The following is a 17,277-nucleotide window of genomic DNA, read 5'->3' on the forward strand; positions in this document are numbered from 1 at the left end:
TGTAATTCCTTTATTTTCCTTAAAAAAATTCGTTATAATAGCGCTTTACTCATCTATAAATTCCGGTTTTGTTAATTTTTTGGTAAGAGTGCCGCTGGTATACTAAATGAAAGGAGGTCATTCTATCGTGCAAAACAATATATTCAGAGCATTAACGCTCACGGTATCTGTTTTAATCGCGTTTATTTTCAGCACAGTACCGCAAACGGCAGCGGCGGCGGCAGCCGGCGGTCTGCGCTACACAGTCACGGTTTCCCAGTTTGAAAACCGGGCCGGCTGGTCTGGTCAATGGGATGTCGGCGATGCCTGGGGCCTGGTGCTTACCGACGTTCTCAATCAAAGCGGTCGGTTTATTGTCCTTGGCGAGAAAGATATGCGCCAGGAAGCGCTGATCGAACAGGATTTCGCCAGTTCCGGACGGACTGCGCAAGGCGGCAAAACTCCCGTAACCGGCCAGATGACGCCTGCCCAGATACTGATCAAGGGTGCTATCACGCATATACAGGACACCGGTAAATCCGGCGGCGGTATTTCGGTTCGCGGTATATCGCTGGGAGGCAGCGGCGGCAAGGCGGAGGTAAATATCACGATGTATATGGTTGACTCCACCACCGGCCAGGTGCTGGCTTCCACCAATGTTATCGGGAAATCCTCCAGCAGCGGCCTCGGGGTCGGCTATCATGGTCCAGGCTGGTCCGGCACCTATGCCAACTTCCAAAAGAGCAATGTCGGCAAAGCCATTCAAGACGCGGTAGCCCAGGGCTCCCAATGGATGATTGCACAATTGCCCAATGTCCCCTGGACAGGCACGGTTTTCAGAGTGAATGGCGACAATATTTATATCAATCGCGGCAGCCGTGAAGGCGTGGTGGTCGGTCAGACCTTCGCGGTCGGCCATGCTGATATCATTCGGGATCCTGACACCGGCGAAGTTCTCGAGGAAATGGTAAATGAAGTAGCCCGCATTCGAGTTGTTTCCATTAAAGAAAAGCTGGCAGTCTGCCAGGTAATCAGCGGCAACCCGGGAGCCATTGCCGTAAACATGAAAATTCAGCCCTAACCGGGCCAACCGCCACAAACATATTAAGAGTCCGCCCTGAAAGCATGCAGCTTTTAGGGCGGACTCGAGTTCTTAATCTTTGGTATATATAACGCGGCAGCTTACAGTTCAACCGTCTTTGTTGCAATGTTGTTGCAAAATGCAGTGTCATGCTCCACAAACAGAATTGTTGGTGCATATTCAAACAGCAATGCTTCTATCTGCATGCGCGAAATGACATCGATAAAATTAAGGGGTTCATCCCAGATGTGCAAATGAGCTTGCTCACACAGGCTCCTGGCAATCAGCACCTTTTTCTTTTGCCCGCCACTAAAATCTGACATATCTTTTTCAAATTGAACTCTGGAAAAATCAAGTTTTCTCAAAATAGCCTTAAACAGGCTTTCATCAATATTGTTAGCTGCGGCATAATCGCTTAAGCTGCCGCTAAGGTGAGCGGTATCCTGCGAAACATAGGATATTTTAAGCTGGCTTGCTTTGCTGAAAGTGCCTGTATAAGTGAGGTCAGCTCCGCAAATCAGCTTGATAAGACTTGATTTGCCTGAACCGTTTTTACCACAAAGCGCTAAACGGTCACCCCGCTCAATGGTAAAACTTACATTTTCACACGCTGTTTTTTCGCCATAGAAGATGGCTACATTGCTAAATTCTACAAAACGGTCTGCATGAAAGTTCAGTTGGGAAATTTTAAGTCTCTCAGAGCTTTCTATATTTTTGAGCAGCCTGGACTTGTCCTCAATAGCGGCTTGTTGTCTGGCTTCGATGGCTTTAGAGCGTTTCATCATTTTGGCAGACTTGTGTCCAATATAACCTTTATCGGGTTTTATCCCCGAATTTCTGGTACCGAACTTTGTTGTCTCCACATTATCCGACCAGCCGGCGGTGCGTTTTGCGGCAGCTGACAGGCGGGTAATATCTTTTCGCAGTTTTTCGTTTTCCGCAAGCTCAAAATTGTCCTGCAGCCTTTTATTCTCCCACCAAGACGAAAAATTCCCTTTTTGGATTTCAATATTGGTTTTGTTAATCGAAAGGATATGATCAATACAATTATCAAGAAAGGCCCGGTCATGAGACACTAAAATGAAACCATGCTTAGTTCTAAGATAATCACTGACAAGTTTTCTGGCCTGCATATCCAGGTGGTTTGTCGGTTCATCAATCAGCAGGAAGCTATTTTCCTTAAGGAACAAGGTGGCAAGCAATACCTTGGTTTGCTCCCCATGGGAAAGTGTGGCAAACGGACGGTATAAAACCTCCTCTGCAACTTGCAGCAAAGACAGTTCACGCATAACCTGCCACTGAAGATAGTCCGGATAAACGGTCTCAATTACATCAATGGTGTACTCTTCCGGGTTAGTTACAGCAAAAGGAAAATACTCAAAATTGACTTGGGCTGAAATAGTGCCACGGTATTCATATTTGCCGGTAAGCAAGTTTAGAAAAGTAGTTTTTCCTCTGCCATTTCTCCCGGTGAAACCCAGTTTCCAGTCTGTATCAAGTTGAAAACTGACATTTTCAAAGATGTTATCATAACTGCCATCATAGCCAAAGGTCAGATTGGTAACGTTTATTAAAGACATAATTATCCTCCCGCATAAAATAATAGAGCTGCAAGAAAGTCAATTCTTGCAGCTCACACATACAGCAAAGCCAAGCCCGGTCACGGGCATGACGAGGATATTGTCTGAGTGAAAAGAATAAGTAACTTTCTTGCATAAGCATAACAAAACAGGCAGCATTTTCCGCTCCCGTAATTTTATTATGCAATGTAACAGCAAGAAAGATTACATCTCTTCAACTCCAATCATTTTAGTTATACCTATAATATCATTCTGCCTGACAAAGTTCAATAATCAAAACCTGCCAAAGATGCTGCTATCACTCAGGCTTTGTCTGGCAGTAACCGTCTACCACAACACTAAGCTCTCCCGTAGTGGGGTTGAACATCAGTCCGTGGACAGGTACGTCTTGCGGAATAAGAGGATTGCTGCGAATCTTAAATACTGCTTCTTCGACGTTTTCCAGAGGATGATGAAAATGATCCACCCAGTTCTCCATTTCCTTTTGAATCATCTTGATGGCATCTGCCGATATGCCTCTGTCTAACATCTTCTTAATAAGTTTCTGCGAATCAGTAGCTGCCAGGCCACAATCCAAGTGACCAATCACGACAATCTCTTTTACCCCGAGTTCAAAGATGCTTATTACTAAACTTCTGATAGTGGCTTCAAAGGGACCGGTTATAGAATTCCCCGCATTTTTTATGACTTTTGCCTGGCCGCGCGATATCCCCATTGCCGGCTCCAAAAACTCTACCAGCCTGGTATCCATACAGGTGAAAATCGCCAGTTGGCGTGAAGGCAATTTATCGGGGGCAGGAGGCAAGTCTACATACTTTTCCGCTTGATTTGCAGCAACAAAATTTTTATTGGCCTGAAGGATTTGTGCAAGTATATTATTCATCATAGTTCCCCCGCTTAGCGCGATCTCACCTCAGCCCTCAATATAGGGGGGTTGAGGGTATTTTTTACAATTTTTCAATTTTAACAAAGGCCTCATCCATTGCTTCATCAATGCCGCGCTTCATCGCCGTACCAATCCCTGGCACACCAATGGACGTCACTTTGTTGTTGCCTTTGCCTAATACTTGGAACGTAGTTACCTTATCATTTGCTTTTGAAAATACTTTATATCGAAGTTTTACTTCGCTCTTGGTAGACGTTGAAAAAAAGGTGACATGTCTTGAATTAATAAAATGAAGAATTTCCATATATATAATCCGTAGAATATCGTACCATAATATGTAAGAGAAGTAAATTGCTACTTACTGCAAAAATTTTTCTATAAAAGTCTCCGGTATTCAAACATACAAAGAAATGACCCCAACCAAGCCCATGGCAAGGTTAAGGTCATTCGGGCACTAATTCAGACCGGCACGCTTACTGGTAACCTGATACAACACCCCTACTGCGATCAGCAGCACACCTGTTACCCACAGAATCGAACCAATGGACACAATATCTGCAAGTGGTCCGAAAAACAGTATGGCCATAGGCATGGCACTGCCTGTGACGATTTGGATCAGAGAAAATACCCGCCCCATCATGGCAGCTTCCACATTCTCCTGAATTAACACCGTTTGCGCGGTCGACATTATCGGCAAAAAGAAACCTGCTATCCCCATAATGAGCAGATATACAGTAAAGTTACTGGTAATCCCCACTAACGCAAACGTAACACCGAAGCCTGCCAGACAAATGGCAACAGTCCGGATTTTATCCTTAAATTCACCTCGCAGGGAGACAAAAACCCCGCCAAGCAAAGAGCCAATCGTCCAAACCATTTCATTGGCGGTCAATCGCCAAACATCACCGCCAAAACTGCGCTCCACCAATAAAGGCGTCAACACTGCCGCCGGTGTGAAGAGAAAAAAGGAGACACCAAAACAGATGATTACCCGCCGCAATAGCCTGTGACTCATAACATAATCTATCCCTTGGCGCAATTCAGCGAAAACAGTCGCAGGTTCCGCAATTGCAGCAACCTTTTCGATACGAATAAAGCTAAGCACCGCAATGGCTAAGGAGGCGGTGATCACATCTATCAGGAAAGCCCAGAAAATCCCTACAGACCCGAGCACGATTCCGCCCACCGCAGGCGAAAGCAGCAGCAACACAGAATTGAGGGTCTGATTGATGCCCTGCACTTTAGTCAGTTTATCCCTGGGTACAATCTGCGGATACAGGGCACTGGCGGCAGGCATTTGAATCCCGGCGCCGATTGAGCGGATAAGAGAAACTGCCAGCAGCAATTCCATACTTTGATACCCGGAAAAAAAGGCGATTGCCATCCCCAGCGTAGCCAGGGCAATGAAACCGTCTGCCAGCATAATGAGATATTTGCGATTATAACGGTCGGCCCACACGCCGGCCCACAGCGAAATCAGAACCTGCGGCAATAATGCGCAGAGGGTAAAAAGCATGACCCATTTACCGGATGAGGTTTGCAGAGTGATATACCAGATAATTGAGAAACTAACTACAGAAGAGCCAAAAAGGGATATATTCTGGCTGATTAAAAATAAAGCTATCTTCTTCCAGGAAGAATTCCCGTCAGGCAATTGTTTCGTATTCATAAAATCGTCCTTCCGCATATATCGGGAAAAGGACACAAAAAAGACGCTAGATGACACTACCGCCTTTTACCAATACTAATCCTGTTATAATATCAAAAAGGTTAGTAATAAAGATGTGCCGTCCCCGGATTTATATAATTCTGTTGGTTAACATGGGCAAACCTATCCCTATAGACAGACGCTGTAACGAAAGCCATATTGACTGTTGCCATTTGCATTCCGGCAAAGCTCCACATCTTTACACACCTCCAAACAAATTTAAACTTATTGTACTTTACTTCCTGCGAAAAAGCAAGAATGCTTCACTTTCCCAATCCTTCACAAAAGCAATATCCTGTGACTGGCATTGATGACACACCGGGTGCTTTTCGCCCCGCACTCTTTAACCAATCAACTTCAAGCCGACAGCAGAGCCAAGCACAACGGCAATAGCAATAATCCTCGATACATTTCTGGGTTCACCATATACCAGCATTCCCAATATTGCTCCTCCTGAAGCGCCAATACCTGTCCACACCGCATAGGCTGTTCCCATCGGCAGGGATTTCATCGCAAGTGCCAGAAAGAAAAAGCTTAAGCCAAAGCCGGCGAACAGCAGGGCAACAGCCTGCCAGTTGCGGTCTTTGTGCAGTTTGTTAATCATAGCAACACCCATCATCTCAAAGATGCCTGCCAGTATTAAGAACAGCCAATCCATATTATATCACCTCCTGCTCTTGCTGATTGCTCAGCATTTTAAGACTAACAACACCGCCCAACAGGAGTATAATCAAGGCAAGCTTAGCAGGGACGACAGGTGCATCAAATAATAGAATCTCTGCCAATACGGTTCCGGCTGTGCCAAGTCCGACAAAAACAGCATATACCGTTCCCACGGCAATATCGCGGCCAGCCATAATCATCAGATAAAAGCTAACGATTATGGCAATTAACGTTCCGCCCCATTCCAATGTACCCTCCGCATGCTTCAGTCCGATTACCCAGCCCACTTCAAAAAAAGCAGCAATAAAAACCGATATCCAGGTTCTGTTCATATCCTTACCTCCAGCTTTAGTATTACCAAATAACAAACAGGAAAAGCAAAGCCCGGGAAATAGCTGCCAATGCGGCTATTCTCCCGGGCTTTTATCCCTCCGTGGTACAGTCTCTAGACTGCGTTTTCTCTCGGACCAGACCAGCGAACTGCGGAACCCTAGAAAACAAGTTATTATATTGAATATATATTATGCACAGTTGGCCGGAATTGTCAAGATGTTCTCATTTGGCCTGCCATCATCTTGGGCCTTTGCTGCAAAGTCCTACATTATTATTGTGCTTTATGGTATAGTAATTTTATTAAAGAGAATGTAACCTAACAAATGGAAAGGATGAAGGGTCATGTGTTGCGGTGTAGCTGTGGTAGATAGATTATCTCTTTGATAAGTGACTTAATGACAAGGAGAGAAAAAAATATGCTATTACAAGAACAACTGATTATGAAAGTAAAAGAACTAGGCGGCCAAACACCTGGCGTGAATGCCATTATGATGTATGGTTCCTTTACGCAAGGCTCTGGCGACGCCTTTTCCGATATTGAATTTTATATTTTTATCGAGGATGAAAGTTATAAAAGCTTCAGTTCAAAAGCATGGGTTGCCGGTATATGTCCCTTCTATATCCATCTGGTTAATGAATTCGGCACAGAAGTATTTATTTTCGAAAACTTAGTCAGAGGTGAATTTCACTTTCTGCCGGTAACAGACATGCCTATTATCGAAACCTTTGCTGCTGTAGGCTTTTTTCCGGATGTAAACGCGATGTGTCTGTATGACAAAAACAATACATTAAAACAACATCTTAGTGTGTTAAAAAACAGTATGATTGAGAGAAATTCTGCAGAAAGTATAGAATCTGTCATCAATAACTATTTCAATGCAATCCTATTTGGAATCAATGTTTTAAAAAGGGGAGAGACCGCTCGTTCCCTTGAATGCCTTTGGTATGTGCAGAAGTATTATTTACAATTAATTCGTCTGGAAGAAAATACAACAGACCACTGGGTAAATCCAACCAAATGCCTGGAAGCTGAAATATCGGCAGCAAATTATCAGCGTTATCAAAAATGCACAAGTGACCTTAACGAGAATAATTTGCGTTCGGCTTATAAAGAATTGTTATTTGCTGCCAGAGAAGTGGTGGGAAAGCTCTCAGCCCGCTACAGCTTTAATTATGACTATGAACTATTTCAACGTCTGATTGACTATATTGAGGTCTGACATCACGCCAGCCCTTCCCCGGCAACTTCTATATTCAGTTCGCGCAGGATACGCGGCAAATCACGTATCAGTTCTTCTAACTCTTCCGGCGTCAGGTCTATATCTGGTTGTTCCTTCATTGTCACTCTATACTCCTATACTCTAAATTTTGCTTATAAGATTGTATTATTGTCTCATGCCAAAATTAGCTTGTCAAGAAATTCCTAGTAGCAATGTCCTGTTTTTATAGTACTAAGGTCCTATAACTCAAGAGTCTTTATCTTTACAAAAATGCCAAAATAATGTAGAATATTGTCATAGAGGAATAATTTATGCAGCATTCTATGGCAAAGAGGCCTTCGACAATTATTGTGCGAAGGCCTTTGTTTATCAGGGGAAGAGGGTGATAGGTAATTGATTTTTTTACAAATTGCTTATGGACAAATGGGGAGGGAAAATAATGAAATTAAAAACTAAACTAACACTGCTATTTTCGTTACTAACCATAGGCATTTTAGCAGTATCAACCTTTTCCGGATATCAATTCACAAAAGAACAGCTCACGGCAGGCATTCAGGAAGAACTGAAAGCCAACGTCCACTCACACGTAAACAGCTTTGACGGTTGGCTGCTAAGCAAAGCTAAAATGCTGGAAATTACGGCCGGTACCATTCACAGCGCAATTGGTGACGGCGAGATAACAGCACCCATGTTAGCCGGGTATAAAACAGTGGATAAAGAATTGTCCGATATGTATTTTGGCACAACTGACGGCAAGATGGTGGATGGCAGCGGCTGGATTCCTCCGGCTGATTACGATCCGCGCACCCGTACCTGGTATAAAGCAGCTGCCGCACAAGGGAAACTTGTTTTCTCCGAACCGTATCTGGATGCGGTAACTAAGCAAATGGCAGTATCGGTGGCTATGCCGATCAAAAACTCTGCCGGACAAGTTCGCGGTATTATTGCGGAAGATATATTGTTGAATACACTGGTTGATAATGTAAAAGATATTAAATTATACGGGGAAGGCTTTGCGTTTTTACTTGACGCCAAAGGCGTATTGCTGGCTCATCCTGACCCGGAGCTAATGTCAAAAAACGTTCTTGAGACAGATAAGCTGAAGAATATGACAGCTGTATTCAAAGAAGTTCTGGGACGCGAGCAGGGCTTGACCACCTACCGTGATCAAGGGAAAGACTTTTTCCTGGTTCATGAGAGGATACCGGCAACAGGCTGGATTTTAGCAATCAGTGTGCCGCAGGAACTGGTTTTCAAGCCATTGGCTAAGTTATCCATGATATTTGCGGTAATTGCCCTGGTTTGTGTAATCATTGTAACTATTATTACCTTTATTGTGGCTAAACGCATAACCAAACCCATTGAAAATCTGGCCGCTCAAGTCAACCTGGTTGCCGCAGGTGATCTTACGAAACCGGCCGTTGTTGAAGGCCGGGACGAAATTGCCGACCTGGCGGCAAGCTTCAATACGATGCTTGCCAACCTTCATAAATTGATTTTGCAAGTACATACCAGTGCCGAACAGGTGGCAGCTTCTTCGGAAGAATTGACTGCCAGCTCACTGGAATCGGCTCAGGCCTCCAACCAAGTGGCCGGCTCGGTTGCAGATATTGCCCAAGGGGCTCATCTACAGCGAAATGCCGTAACAGAAACGGCTGCTGCGGTGGAAAAAATGTCAGTTAGCATCCAAACGGCAATCAGCGATGCTGCGCAAACTGTGACTAAGTCATCGCAGGCTGCGGATAAAGCCCAGATTAGTGGCATTTCCATCAGCAAGGCTGTTGAGCAGATGGCACTTATTGAGCAGACCGTAAATAATTCGGCCAAGGTAGTCACTAACTTAGGCGAGCGGTCAAAAGAAATCGGTCAAATTGTAGATACCATATCGGGAATAGCCGGGCAGACCAATCTGCTGGCGCTGAATGCCGCCATCGAAGCGGCGCGTGCCGGTGAACAAGGCCGCGGCTTTGCGGTGGTGGCCGAAGAAGTCCGCAAACTGGCTGAACAATCGCAGGATGCGGCCAAAAAGATCGCCAACCTTATCGGGGAAATTCAGCAAGATACGGCTATGGCTGTTGCCTCGATGGACGATGGGACGCGCGAAGTGGGATTGGGAGCCAAAGTAGTCAATGAGGCTGGCCAGGCCTTCCGGGAAATCGCAGAATTAGTGCTGCAGGTATCCGGGCAAGTGACGCAAATCTCTTCTGCCATGCAGGTTGTGGCTAACGGTAATCAGCAGATTGTATCATCGGTAAAAACCATAGATGAGCTGAGCAACAAGGCCTCAGTTGAAGCTGAGACAGTATCGGCGGCCACCGAAGAACAATCGGCCTCGATAGAGGAAATTGCTTCCGCCAGCCAGAATCTTGCCACCCTGGCGCAACAGCTGCAGGAAACTGTCAATCACTTCCGTATTTAGGCAAAATAAAGACGACTTTTGCGGTATCAACCGCAAAAGTCGTTTTTTTATTCTACCGGAAAATAAACTTTCCTTCGGACACCGGGACAAGGGACCTGTCCCCGCGTCCCTTCTACACAATCGGGCGCCTGATTACGTCCAATACGGTGCCGTCACGGTATTCCACTATGGCGACAATTTCATCACTCATTTTCAGCGGCGCCGGTTTGCCGCCAAGCTCATAGGCCATATCGCGAAGCTCTTCAATTGCCATCAGCGGCAACCCCGAATGCTTCAGATTTTCCTGCAGGTCCTGACGCTTGGGATTCACTGCCACACCGCGGTCGGTGACAATTATGTCTACAGTCTCACCGGGTGTGGAAACAGTTTGGACAGCGTCGGTGACCATCGGCAGGCGTCCTCTTAAAAGCGGTGCACAGATAATGGTGCACTTTGCACCGGCAGAGGCATCCAGATGGCCGCCGAGAGCCCCCATCATAATACCGTTGGAGTCGGTCATTACATTGACGTTAAAATGAATGTCCACTTCGGTGGCGCCAAGCACTACATAGTCCAGCTTGTTTACCATCGGTCCCTTATTCCAGGGATTGGCATAGAAGGTGCAGTCATATTCCTGATGCCTAGGGTTGTCACGCAGTGATTGGATGGTGCGGGCATCAAAACTCTGCACATCAAACAAAGTTTTAATCAGGCCTTCGTCCAGCAAATCGCAAAACGAGCCAACTATACCGCCAATAGCAAAGTTTGCCGCCACTTGCTCTCTCAGCATAACCTCTCTTAGGTATTTGCCGGCAGCCACCGTGGCCGCGCCTGCCCCCAGCTGCATACCAAAGCCTTCTTTGAAATAGCCTGCATGCTCGATTACTTTCGCGGCCAGTTTGGCAAGATGCAGGTCGCGGGGATTGGAGGTAACCCGCAATGCGCCTGTTGAAATTCCTTTCGGGTCACCGATGCAATCCACTTTTACAATATAATCAACCTGATATTGCGGAATACTTACCGGACAAAGCGGATGCTCTACCAGATTATCGGTTATGGCCACCACCGTATCGGCCATACGGCTGTCCACCATGGCATACCCCATCGAGCCACAGGCCGCAGAACCGTGAACGCCGTTGATGTTGCCATAGGTGTCACAGACAGGCGCGCCAATAAAGGCAACGTCAATCTTCAGTTCCCCGCTCTCCATCGCCCGTACCCGACCGCCATGCGAACGCAGGATGGTCGGCCTTGCCATGTGATTTGTTGTCAGAAAGTGTCCCAGCTTATTTCGCAGTCCGCTGGTTTCAGTAGCAATAAGGACTCCTTGCTGAAAAAACGGGATCAATTCGTCATTGGTATCTAAAAAAGAGCTTGGCGCCAGGGTCAGCCCCTTAATCCCCTTGCGGGCAATCGCGGCAATAACCGCATTCATCACATAGTCGCCGTTGCGGAAATGATGATGAAACGAAATGGTCATACCATCTTTTAAGCCGGCGGCCTCAATGGCTTCCTCAATAGAGTTCAGCAGTTTATTTTCACCCGGATATACTGCCTTAAGCTTTGCTCCTGCCTTGCGCGCGCCTGCCGGCGGCCGGGTTGCAAAAGCTCCCGCATAGCCTTTTACTTGCTTGTAGCCTTGAATGTCAGCCGGAATTTCCCTGCCTGCTGCATTAATCATCAGGTGCCCTCCTTACGGTAAATGCCGGCAGCACAGGCATTTGCCAATACTCTTTCTGCTCTTATCACCATAGGCATATCAATCATTTTTCCATCTAAAGTGATAACACCGGAATTCCTGGCTAAGGCGTCCTCAAAAACCGTCAGCACTCTCTGGGCATACTCCACTTCTTTCAGCGAAGGGGTGAATACCTTGTGGATAATATCGATTTGGCGGGGGTTGATGCAGGATTTACCGTCAAAGCCCAATTCTTTGACCAGCATTACTTCATTAATCAAGGTTTCTTCATCCCGCAAATCGGAAAATACCGAATCAATTGCCTGAATCCCGGCTTCCCTTGCGGCAAAGACAATCATGCTTCTGGCGACAAAGAGTTCCCTGCCGCCGGTAAAGCTGTTTCCCCGGGTTTTTTCTGTCTTAATCGCAGCCGCAAAATCTTCGCCGCCAATGGCAATTGCGATCATTCGCGGGCTGGCGGAGGCGATTTCATAAGCATTGCGCAGCCCCTTGGGACTTTCAATCGAAACCATAAGCTTAATGCTTCCGGCTTCAAAGCCATGCTCGGCCTCTGCCTTGGTAATAATGGCATCAATATTCTTAATCTCATCCCCGCTTTCCCCTTTAGGCAAGCGAATATAATCCGGCTTGGCCGGCAACAGGTATTCGAGATCATCATATCCCCAGGGAGTGCTGATGTGATTAATGCGTACCCCGATTTCACAGGAAAACTTCAGTCTTGTTAACGCATGATAGACAAGCTCCCGGGCACTGTCCTTTTCCGCAACAGCCACAGAGTCCTCAACATCGAAGATTACGCTATCGGCTCCGTATATTGCCGCATTCTGCAGCAGTCCCGGATTATTTCCGGCTGCATACATAACGGTCCGCCGAAGTCTTTCCTTCACCATGTCAGAATCCCCCCTGTCCCAGCGATCTCTTAACAGCCGTTTTAACCCTTGCTTCGATCGTATAGTCTAAAGCGCCTTTTTCATTGGCATGGATAACCGCGTCCTGTATCCCCTGCGCCTCTAGTATTTTTATGATCAGATTCCTGATGTGTTCCCCATATTGCTGCATAGTTGGCGTAGTTAACTCTACTTGTATACCGGTGCCTGCTGCCGCTGGAGCCAGTATGATAAGAATATCCGACGATTCAACCGTACCTGCCTGCGCCGGTTTTAACAGCCTGACCATAAACAATCCCCCTTCCTAAGGTAAAGCCATCACTGTCATCTATATCCGCACCATAATTTCCTATAAAAACCAGGCCGGAAGACAACAGGTATGAAAAATTCAAATATAATAAAAGATAATCGGTATCTTGTATACTTTGTTCTCATAGAGGAAATAATTGTTGCCGACTCGAATAACAATTACAATTCAGGATTCATAATAACACCCAAGGAGAAACGCTATGGATGAACGCGACTGGCTTATCCTGCATATCCTGTATGAAAAGAGAAATATTACGAAAACAGGACAGACGCTTTTCATTTCCCAGCCGGCGCTTACCACCCGCCTGCGCCAGATCGAGGACGAAGTAGGAGCAAAGCTAATCTATCGTTCAGGCAAGGGTATCCATTTCACGCCCCAGGGTGAGTATCTTGCCAAGAGTTCCAAAGAAATGCTGACCCGGATACAGGAAATTAAAGACCGAATTACCAATATGCATGAAGGCGTCAGAGGAACCTTGCGCATTGCGGCAACCCACTATATGACAAAGTATAAACTGCCGCGTCTTTTGAAACTGTTTAAGACAAACTATCCGCAAATGGAATTTAAGGTAAATACCGTCTGGAGCAAAGAAGTGCTGAATCTGGTCAACACCCAGGAAGCCCATATCGGCTTTATGCGGGGAGAATATTCCTGGCCGGACGAAAGAAAACTATTGTTTGAAGAGACTATGTGCATTGCCTCCAAAGAACCGGTTGTAATCCAGTCCCTGCCGAAGCTCCCCAGAATAAGCTATCGTACTGATGAATCGGTACAACTATTAATTGATAGCTGGTGGCGGGAAAACTTTACCGTTCCTCCTTCTATCAGCATGGAAGTAGACCGTCTGGATACCTGCAAGGATATGGTGGAAAATGGCCATGGCTATGCCATAATGGGGAGCATGATATTGCATAAGACAGACGACGTATATAAAATTGTCATCAGGGATAAGAATAATCAGCCCGTTATGCGCAGAACCTGGATGATTTATCAAAAAGAATCGTTATCCATCAATGCCGTCAGGGCATTTGTCGATTTTTCCGATACCATTGATTATTTAGAGCTCTAGCAGCACCCCTTGCATGGTTCCATGCAAGGGGTGTTACGCTTATTTACCCCTGCCTGCGGCAACAAGGTGATTGATATACTCCATTGCCGACCGGGCATCCACTAAAACACGCCTGGCACGTTCTTCGTCGCTCGCCAGTTTTTTCCGGGCTGCCGCCAGGACAGCCGCCGCCTCCCCCTGCGGCACAGCAACAACACCATCTGCATCCCCGCTGATTATGTCGCCGGGATGCACTATAGCATGGCCACAGGCTATGGGGACATTAATTGCACCGGCTCCGATTTTCTGGCTGCAGGCAACAGTTGTTCCGGTGCAGAAAACGGGAAAATTCAGCGCTTTGATGCTTTGCACATCACGAATCGTGCCATAGGCCACTACGCCGCCCAACCCAAGCGCCTGCACCAAACCGATAACAAAATCGCCGGCAACCGCCCGATAAGCATAATTCCCCGAATCAATCACCAGAATATCGCCTGGCCGGGCTTCCTTCATCGCCGCCAGCACCATCATATTATCACCGGCCGGCATTTTGACGGTAATCGCCCTGCCGCAGATTTTGTACTCCTCTTTCAGGGGTTTGACCACAGGGTCGAAATTATGCAGTCCTTGCATAGCATCAGATATGCAGGTAGTCGGTAACCTCCCGAATTCCTCAATGACTTGCCGCATGTTCGCCTCCTAAGCTGTCTGCCGCCCGGGCTAGAGCTTCAGAACAGCAGCCAGTGTCTTCATTTTACCCGTGTCTTCGTTGCAGAGCCGGCCATAATAGTGCTGCTTCAGTTCATACCAGTGGTATTCGAATTGGAGTGCCCGCAAAATCCCCGCCTCCGTCAGTCCCCCGGCTTCACCAGTGCCGGCAAACACCACTTTTCTGGTTTCAAAGCCGTCCAGCACTCCGTTCAACTGTTGCAAAAAAGGAACCGATGCGGCGGTAACCCCTCCGCCCACCAGGCAAAAGAGCGAATGACGCTTGGCTGTGGCAAATAAATTTTTCGCAATGTCGAGCACTTGCGGGGCATTAACATCAGCAACACCCAGTGCCTTCACCAAATCGGAACGCCCCAGTACAATACCGTTCAACCGGCAAATATTTTCAGCCCTCAGTATCTGGTCAATTTTTTCATAGCCATCGGTTGTCTCGATATTGATAAATACGTTCATAGCCGCCAGTTCTTCAGCGGCATATTCAGTGCTAACCATAGCAAGATACTTCTCCAGCGCAAATTTGGATTCGATCATGGGCGCCATGACCGTGTCCACCCCGAACATTTTAGCCAGACGCAAATCTGTCAGCGCCTCGCAGCCGCCAAGCTTGATGGTAAGGCCAACACCGGCGCGGAGTGTAAGCTCCTTGGTGCGGGCGATTTCCTCAAGCCGGATTCCTTCGGCTTCCAGGCTGCACTTAACAGCTACAGCGCCATATTGCTGCCGTAAGATTTTGAGCAATTCCACCAGCTTTTTCTCCAGAGCATTCATCCTATCCCGCCTTTTTCAGCCGCTTGCCGTGTCTGCGGCAGTGTGTGTTTGGCTGTTTTGATTTTTGGCCTTTACCTGATTTAGGCGGCCGCCTGCTTTTATCGAGTCCAGATCGGCCTGGCAAAGCGGGGAAGAAACAGCAATAGCCACAGCCTTGGTCTCGTTTCTGACAATGATCTGCTGTCCTTCGGTTAAAACCGCGGTATCAAGCGTCAGCCAATCCCCCTGGCTGATGTTGTCAAAGTCATCGCCATTTACAAAAGTCAGCGGCAAGAGCCCCCAGTTTACCAGATTCGCCAAATGCAGCCGGGCAAAACTCCTGGCAATCACCGCTTTAACCCCGAGATACCTTGGCACCATTACCGCCTGCTCCCGGCTTGAACCCTGACCATAGTTGAAGCCGCCGACAATCAGTCCGCCGCCCGCTTTGGCGGCACGCTCGGCAAAGGTATCATCCACCACTTTGAAAGCATGCTTGGCAAGCTCCGGGATATTGGAACGAATCGGCAAATAGAGAGCCCCGGCCGGACAGATGTGGTCGGTGGTGATATCGTCCCCGACTTTCACCAGCACTTCACCGCCGGTAACATCCGGCAGAGCCGGCATTGGCGGAATCGGCCTGAGATTAGGCCCGCGCCGGATAACGATGTTTTCCGGTTCAGCCGCCGGCGGCTGGAACATATCGCGGTCATCGACAAATACTGCCGGCATTTCATACGTAAACGGCGTCGGCTTCAAATCGCGGGGATCGGTGATGACACCGGTTAACGCCGATGCGGCCGCTGTCTCGGGTGCGACCAAATATACCTTGTCAGAGGCCGTACCACTGCGTCCGACAAAATTACGGGGAGTTGTCCGCAGAGAAACGCCGTTGCTCTGGGGGGCAAAGCCGCAGCCATTACAGCCCCCGCAAACAGGTTCAAAAATACGCACACCGGCAGACAGGATTTTATCATGTGCGCCCCTGGCAATACTTTCCCGCACCACAGTGCGGGTTGCAGGGTACAAGCCGGCATCTACATCTCGGTGAATGGGCTTGCCGCCTAACATATGAGCAATAGACAGCACATCCTGCAGTGATGTATTGGTGCAGCTGCCCAGCATTACCTGGTCAACCTTGACCCCGGCCGCTTCCCGTACCGGCACAACCTTGTCCGGCTGATGCGGCAGGGCAATCAGCGGTTCAAGCTGTGATAAGTCAATCTCGATGACTTCATCATAAACAGCGTCACTATCCGCCTGCAGCGGCACCCACTGCTCCTCCCGGTGATAGGCCCGCAGCCACCGGCGGGTATTTTCATCACTGGGAAATACTGATGTGGTTGCGCCGGTTTCCTGACCCATATTGGTAATCGTGGATCTTTCCGCAACATTGAGGGTGGCGATTCCAGGCCCGGTATACTCAAAAACCTTGCCAACACCGCCCTGTATGGAAACACGGCGCAGCAATTCAAGAATAATATTTTTTGCCGATACAAAGGGCGGCAGCTTGCCGGTAAGACGCACATTGACAATCTTAGGCATTGTCAGATACAGCGGTTCGCCTGCCATGGTCATGGCTCCGTCAAACCCGCCTACGCCAACAGAAAACATGCCAATGCCACCGGCGGCAACGGTATGCGAATCGGCTCCAATCAGGGTTTTGCCAGGCACTCCCCAGTGTTCCAGGTGCAATTGGTGGCAAATGCCGCTGCCTGGGCGGGAGCAAATAACTCCCAGCTTGGCGGTTATGTCTTGCAAAAAGCGATGATCATCCGAGTTTTTGTAATCGGCCTGAATCATATTGTGGTCAATATAATGGACAGCCAGTTCAACCTTAACCCTCGTCAGCCCCATAGCCTCAAGTACCAGGTAGGACATAACTCCGTTTACATCATGGGACAGTGTCTGATGAGCACGTATGCCGATACGCTGCCCCCTGATCATTTGCCCGTCCGCCAGCGATTGACCAATTAACTTTTCCGTAAGCGTCAGCCCCACCGTTACCC

The 17,277-nt window shown here is 47.6% G+C and carries 16 protein-coding genes and 1 riboswitch; of the genes, 4 read left to right on the forward strand and 12 right to left on the reverse strand.

What is annotated here, in order from left to right; translation table 11 throughout:
• Positions 1–127: 127 nt before the first annotated feature.
• Positions 128–1,060: a CsgG/HfaB family protein gene (locus tag SPSPH_RS19760; protein ID WP_075757644.1), complete on the forward strand. Its 933-nt coding sequence runs from the start codon at positions 128–130 to the stop codon at positions 1,058–1,060.
• A gap of 101 nt (positions 1,061–1,161) precedes the next feature.
• Here the strand turns inward: SPSPH_RS19760 and SPSPH_RS19765 are convergent, their stop codons facing one another.
• From SPSPH_RS19765 to SPSPH_RS19790, 6 genes are all read right to left on the reverse strand, one after another.
• Entirely contained in the window at positions 1,162–2,640 is a 1,479-nt protein-coding gene (locus SPSPH_RS19765) for an Lsa family ABC-F type ribosomal protection protein (protein ID WP_075757643.1), read from the reverse strand.
• 298 nt (positions 2,641–2,938) lie between these two features.
• On the reverse strand, positions 2,939–3,523 hold the full coding sequence (locus SPSPH_RS19770; protein ID WP_075757642.1) for a beta-class carbonic anhydrase: 585 nt from the start codon (positions 3,521–3,523) through the stop codon (positions 2,939–2,941).
• 64 nt (positions 3,524–3,587) lie between these two features.
• The gene (locus tag SPSPH_RS19775) at positions 3,588–3,830 is read right to left on the reverse strand and encodes a hypothetical protein (RefSeq protein ID WP_075757641.1); all 243 of its coding nucleotides are present in this window, start codon (positions 3,828–3,830) and stop codon (positions 3,588–3,590) included.
• Positions 3,831–3,980: 150 nt separating this feature from the next.
• On the reverse strand, positions 3,981–5,195 hold the full coding sequence (locus tag SPSPH_RS19780) for an MFS transporter (protein WP_075757640.1): 1,215 nt from the start codon (positions 5,193–5,195) through the stop codon (positions 3,981–3,983).
• Between the two features lie 382 nt (positions 5,196–5,577).
• Complete coding sequence (locus tag SPSPH_RS19785; protein WP_075757639.1) at positions 5,578–5,892, reverse strand: DMT family transporter; 315 nt, start codon at positions 5,890–5,892, stop codon at positions 5,578–5,580.
• Position 5,893: 1 nt separating this feature from the next.
• Positions 5,894–6,229, reverse strand: coding sequence for a DMT family transporter (locus SPSPH_RS19790; protein WP_075757638.1), 336 nt, complete (start codon positions 6,227–6,229; stop codon positions 5,894–5,896).
• A gap of 78 nt (positions 6,230–6,307) precedes the next feature.
• Positions 6,308–6,402, reverse strand: a riboswitch (guanidine-I (ykkC/yxkD leader).
• Between the two features lie 268 nt (positions 6,403–6,670).
• Between SPSPH_RS19790 and SPSPH_RS19795 the strand changes: the two genes are divergently transcribed.
• Positions 6,671–7,450 (forward strand): nucleotidyltransferase, encoded by a 780-nt coding sequence (locus SPSPH_RS19795; RefSeq protein ID WP_143559031.1) that lies wholly within the window; start codon positions 6,671–6,673, stop codon positions 7,448–7,450.
• A 439-nt stretch (positions 7,451–7,889) separates the two neighbouring features.
• Complete coding sequence (locus tag SPSPH_RS19800; RefSeq protein ID WP_075757636.1) at positions 7,890–9,869, forward strand: methyl-accepting chemotaxis protein; 1,980 nt, start codon at positions 7,890–7,892, stop codon at positions 9,867–9,869.
• 112 nt (positions 9,870–9,981) lie between these two features.
• Here SPSPH_RS19800 and citF read toward each other — a convergent pair whose 3' ends face one another.
• From citF to citD, 3 genes are read right to left on the reverse strand one after another with little or no spacing between them, the layout of a single operon-like run.
• A complete protein-coding gene (gene citF / locus SPSPH_RS19805; protein ID WP_075757635.1) occupies positions 9,982–11,529 on the reverse strand; it encodes a citrate lyase subunit alpha in 1,548 nt (515 codons plus the stop codon).
• Positions 11,529–12,437: an HpcH/HpaI aldolase/citrate lyase family protein gene (locus SPSPH_RS19810; RefSeq protein ID WP_075757634.1), complete on the reverse strand. Its 909-nt coding sequence runs from the start codon at positions 12,435–12,437 to the stop codon at positions 11,529–11,531. Before SPSPH_RS19810 ends, citF begins: the two co-directional genes overlap by 1 nt.
• Position 12,438: 1 nt before the next feature.
• A complete protein-coding gene (citD, locus tag SPSPH_RS19815) occupies positions 12,439–12,723 on the reverse strand; it encodes a citrate lyase acyl carrier protein (protein WP_075757633.1) in 285 nt (94 codons plus the stop codon).
• A gap of 220 nt (positions 12,724–12,943) precedes the next feature.
• Between citD and SPSPH_RS19820 the strand changes: the two genes are divergently transcribed.
• Positions 12,944–13,813 (forward strand): LysR family transcriptional regulator, encoded by an 870-nt coding sequence (locus tag SPSPH_RS19820; RefSeq protein WP_075757632.1) that lies wholly within the window; start codon positions 12,944–12,946, stop codon positions 13,811–13,813.
• A gap of 39 nt (positions 13,814–13,852) precedes the next feature.
• On the opposite strand, the gene SPSPH_RS19825 is transcribed toward SPSPH_RS19820, so the two are convergent.
• From SPSPH_RS19825 to SPSPH_RS19835, 3 genes are read right to left on the reverse strand one after another with little or no spacing between them, the layout of a single operon-like run.
• Complete coding sequence (locus tag SPSPH_RS19825) at positions 13,853–14,482, reverse strand: RraA family protein (protein ID WP_075757631.1); 630 nt, start codon at positions 14,480–14,482, stop codon at positions 13,853–13,855.
• Positions 14,483–14,512: 30 nt separating this feature from the next.
• Positions 14,513–15,289 (reverse strand): aldolase/citrate lyase family protein, encoded by a 777-nt coding sequence (locus SPSPH_RS19830; protein WP_075757630.1) that lies wholly within the window; start codon positions 15,287–15,289, stop codon positions 14,513–14,515.
• 15 nt (positions 15,290–15,304) lie between these two features.
• Complete coding sequence (locus SPSPH_RS19835) at positions 15,305–17,269, reverse strand: aconitate hydratase (protein ID WP_075757629.1); 1,965 nt, start codon at positions 17,267–17,269, stop codon at positions 15,305–15,307.
• Between the last annotated feature and the right edge of the window lie 8 nt (positions 17,270–17,277).

It is taken from the genome of Sporomusa sphaeroides DSM 2875 (assembly GCF_001941975.2).
Classification (GTDB): Bacteria; Bacillota; Negativicutes; order Sporomusales; family Sporomusaceae; genus Sporomusa; species Sporomusa sphaeroides.

What these genes read in the sequence shown, in the direction of transcription:
- SPSPH_RS19765 (WP_075757643.1), bottom strand. Translation starts at nt 2,640, where the DNA reads ATGTCTTTAATAAACGTTACCAATCTGACCTTTGGCTATGATGGCAGT.
- SPSPH_RS19770 (WP_075757642.1), bottom strand. Translation starts at nt 3,523, where the DNA reads ATGAATAATATACTTGCACAAATCCTTCAGGCCAATAAAAATTTTGTT.
- SPSPH_RS19775 (WP_075757641.1), bottom strand. Translation starts at nt 3,830, where the DNA reads ATGGAAATTCTTCATTTTATTAATTCAAGACATGTCACCTTTTTTTCA.
- SPSPH_RS19780 (WP_075757640.1), bottom strand. Translation starts at nt 5,195, where the DNA reads ATGAATACGAAACAATTGCCTGACGGGAATTCTTCCTGGAAGAAGATA.
- SPSPH_RS19785 (WP_075757639.1), bottom strand. Translation starts at nt 5,892, where the DNA reads ATGGATTGGCTGTTCTTAATACTGGCAGGCATCTTTGAGATGATGGGT.
- SPSPH_RS19790 (WP_075757638.1), bottom strand. Translation starts at nt 6,229, where the DNA reads ATGAACAGAACCTGGATATCGGTTTTTATTGCTGCTTTTTTTGAAGTG.
- SPSPH_RS19795 (WP_143559031.1), top strand. Translation starts at nt 6,671, where the DNA reads ATGAAAGTAAAAGAACTAGGCGGCCAAACACCTGGCGTGAATGCCATT.
- SPSPH_RS19800 (WP_075757636.1), top strand. Translation starts at nt 7,890, where the DNA reads ATGAAATTAAAAACTAAACTAACACTGCTATTTTCGTTACTAACCATA.
- citF (WP_075757635.1), bottom strand. Translation starts at nt 11,529, where the DNA reads ATGATTAATGCAGCAGGCAGGGAAATTCCGGCTGACATTCAAGGCTAC.
- SPSPH_RS19810 (WP_075757634.1), bottom strand. Translation starts at nt 12,437, where the DNA reads ATGGTGAAGGAAAGACTTCGGCGGACCGTTATGTATGCAGCCGGAAAT.
- citD (WP_075757633.1), bottom strand. Translation starts at nt 12,723, where the DNA reads ATGGTCAGGCTGTTAAAACCGGCGCAGGCAGGTACGGTTGAATCGTCG.
- SPSPH_RS19820 (WP_075757632.1), top strand. Translation starts at nt 12,944, where the DNA reads ATGGATGAACGCGACTGGCTTATCCTGCATATCCTGTATGAAAAGAGA.
- SPSPH_RS19825 (WP_075757631.1), bottom strand. Translation starts at nt 14,482, where the DNA reads ATGCGGCAAGTCATTGAGGAATTCGGGAGGTTACCGACTACCTGCATA.
- SPSPH_RS19830 (WP_075757630.1), bottom strand. Translation starts at nt 15,289, where the DNA reads ATGAATGCTCTGGAGAAAAAGCTGGTGGAATTGCTCAAAATCTTACGG.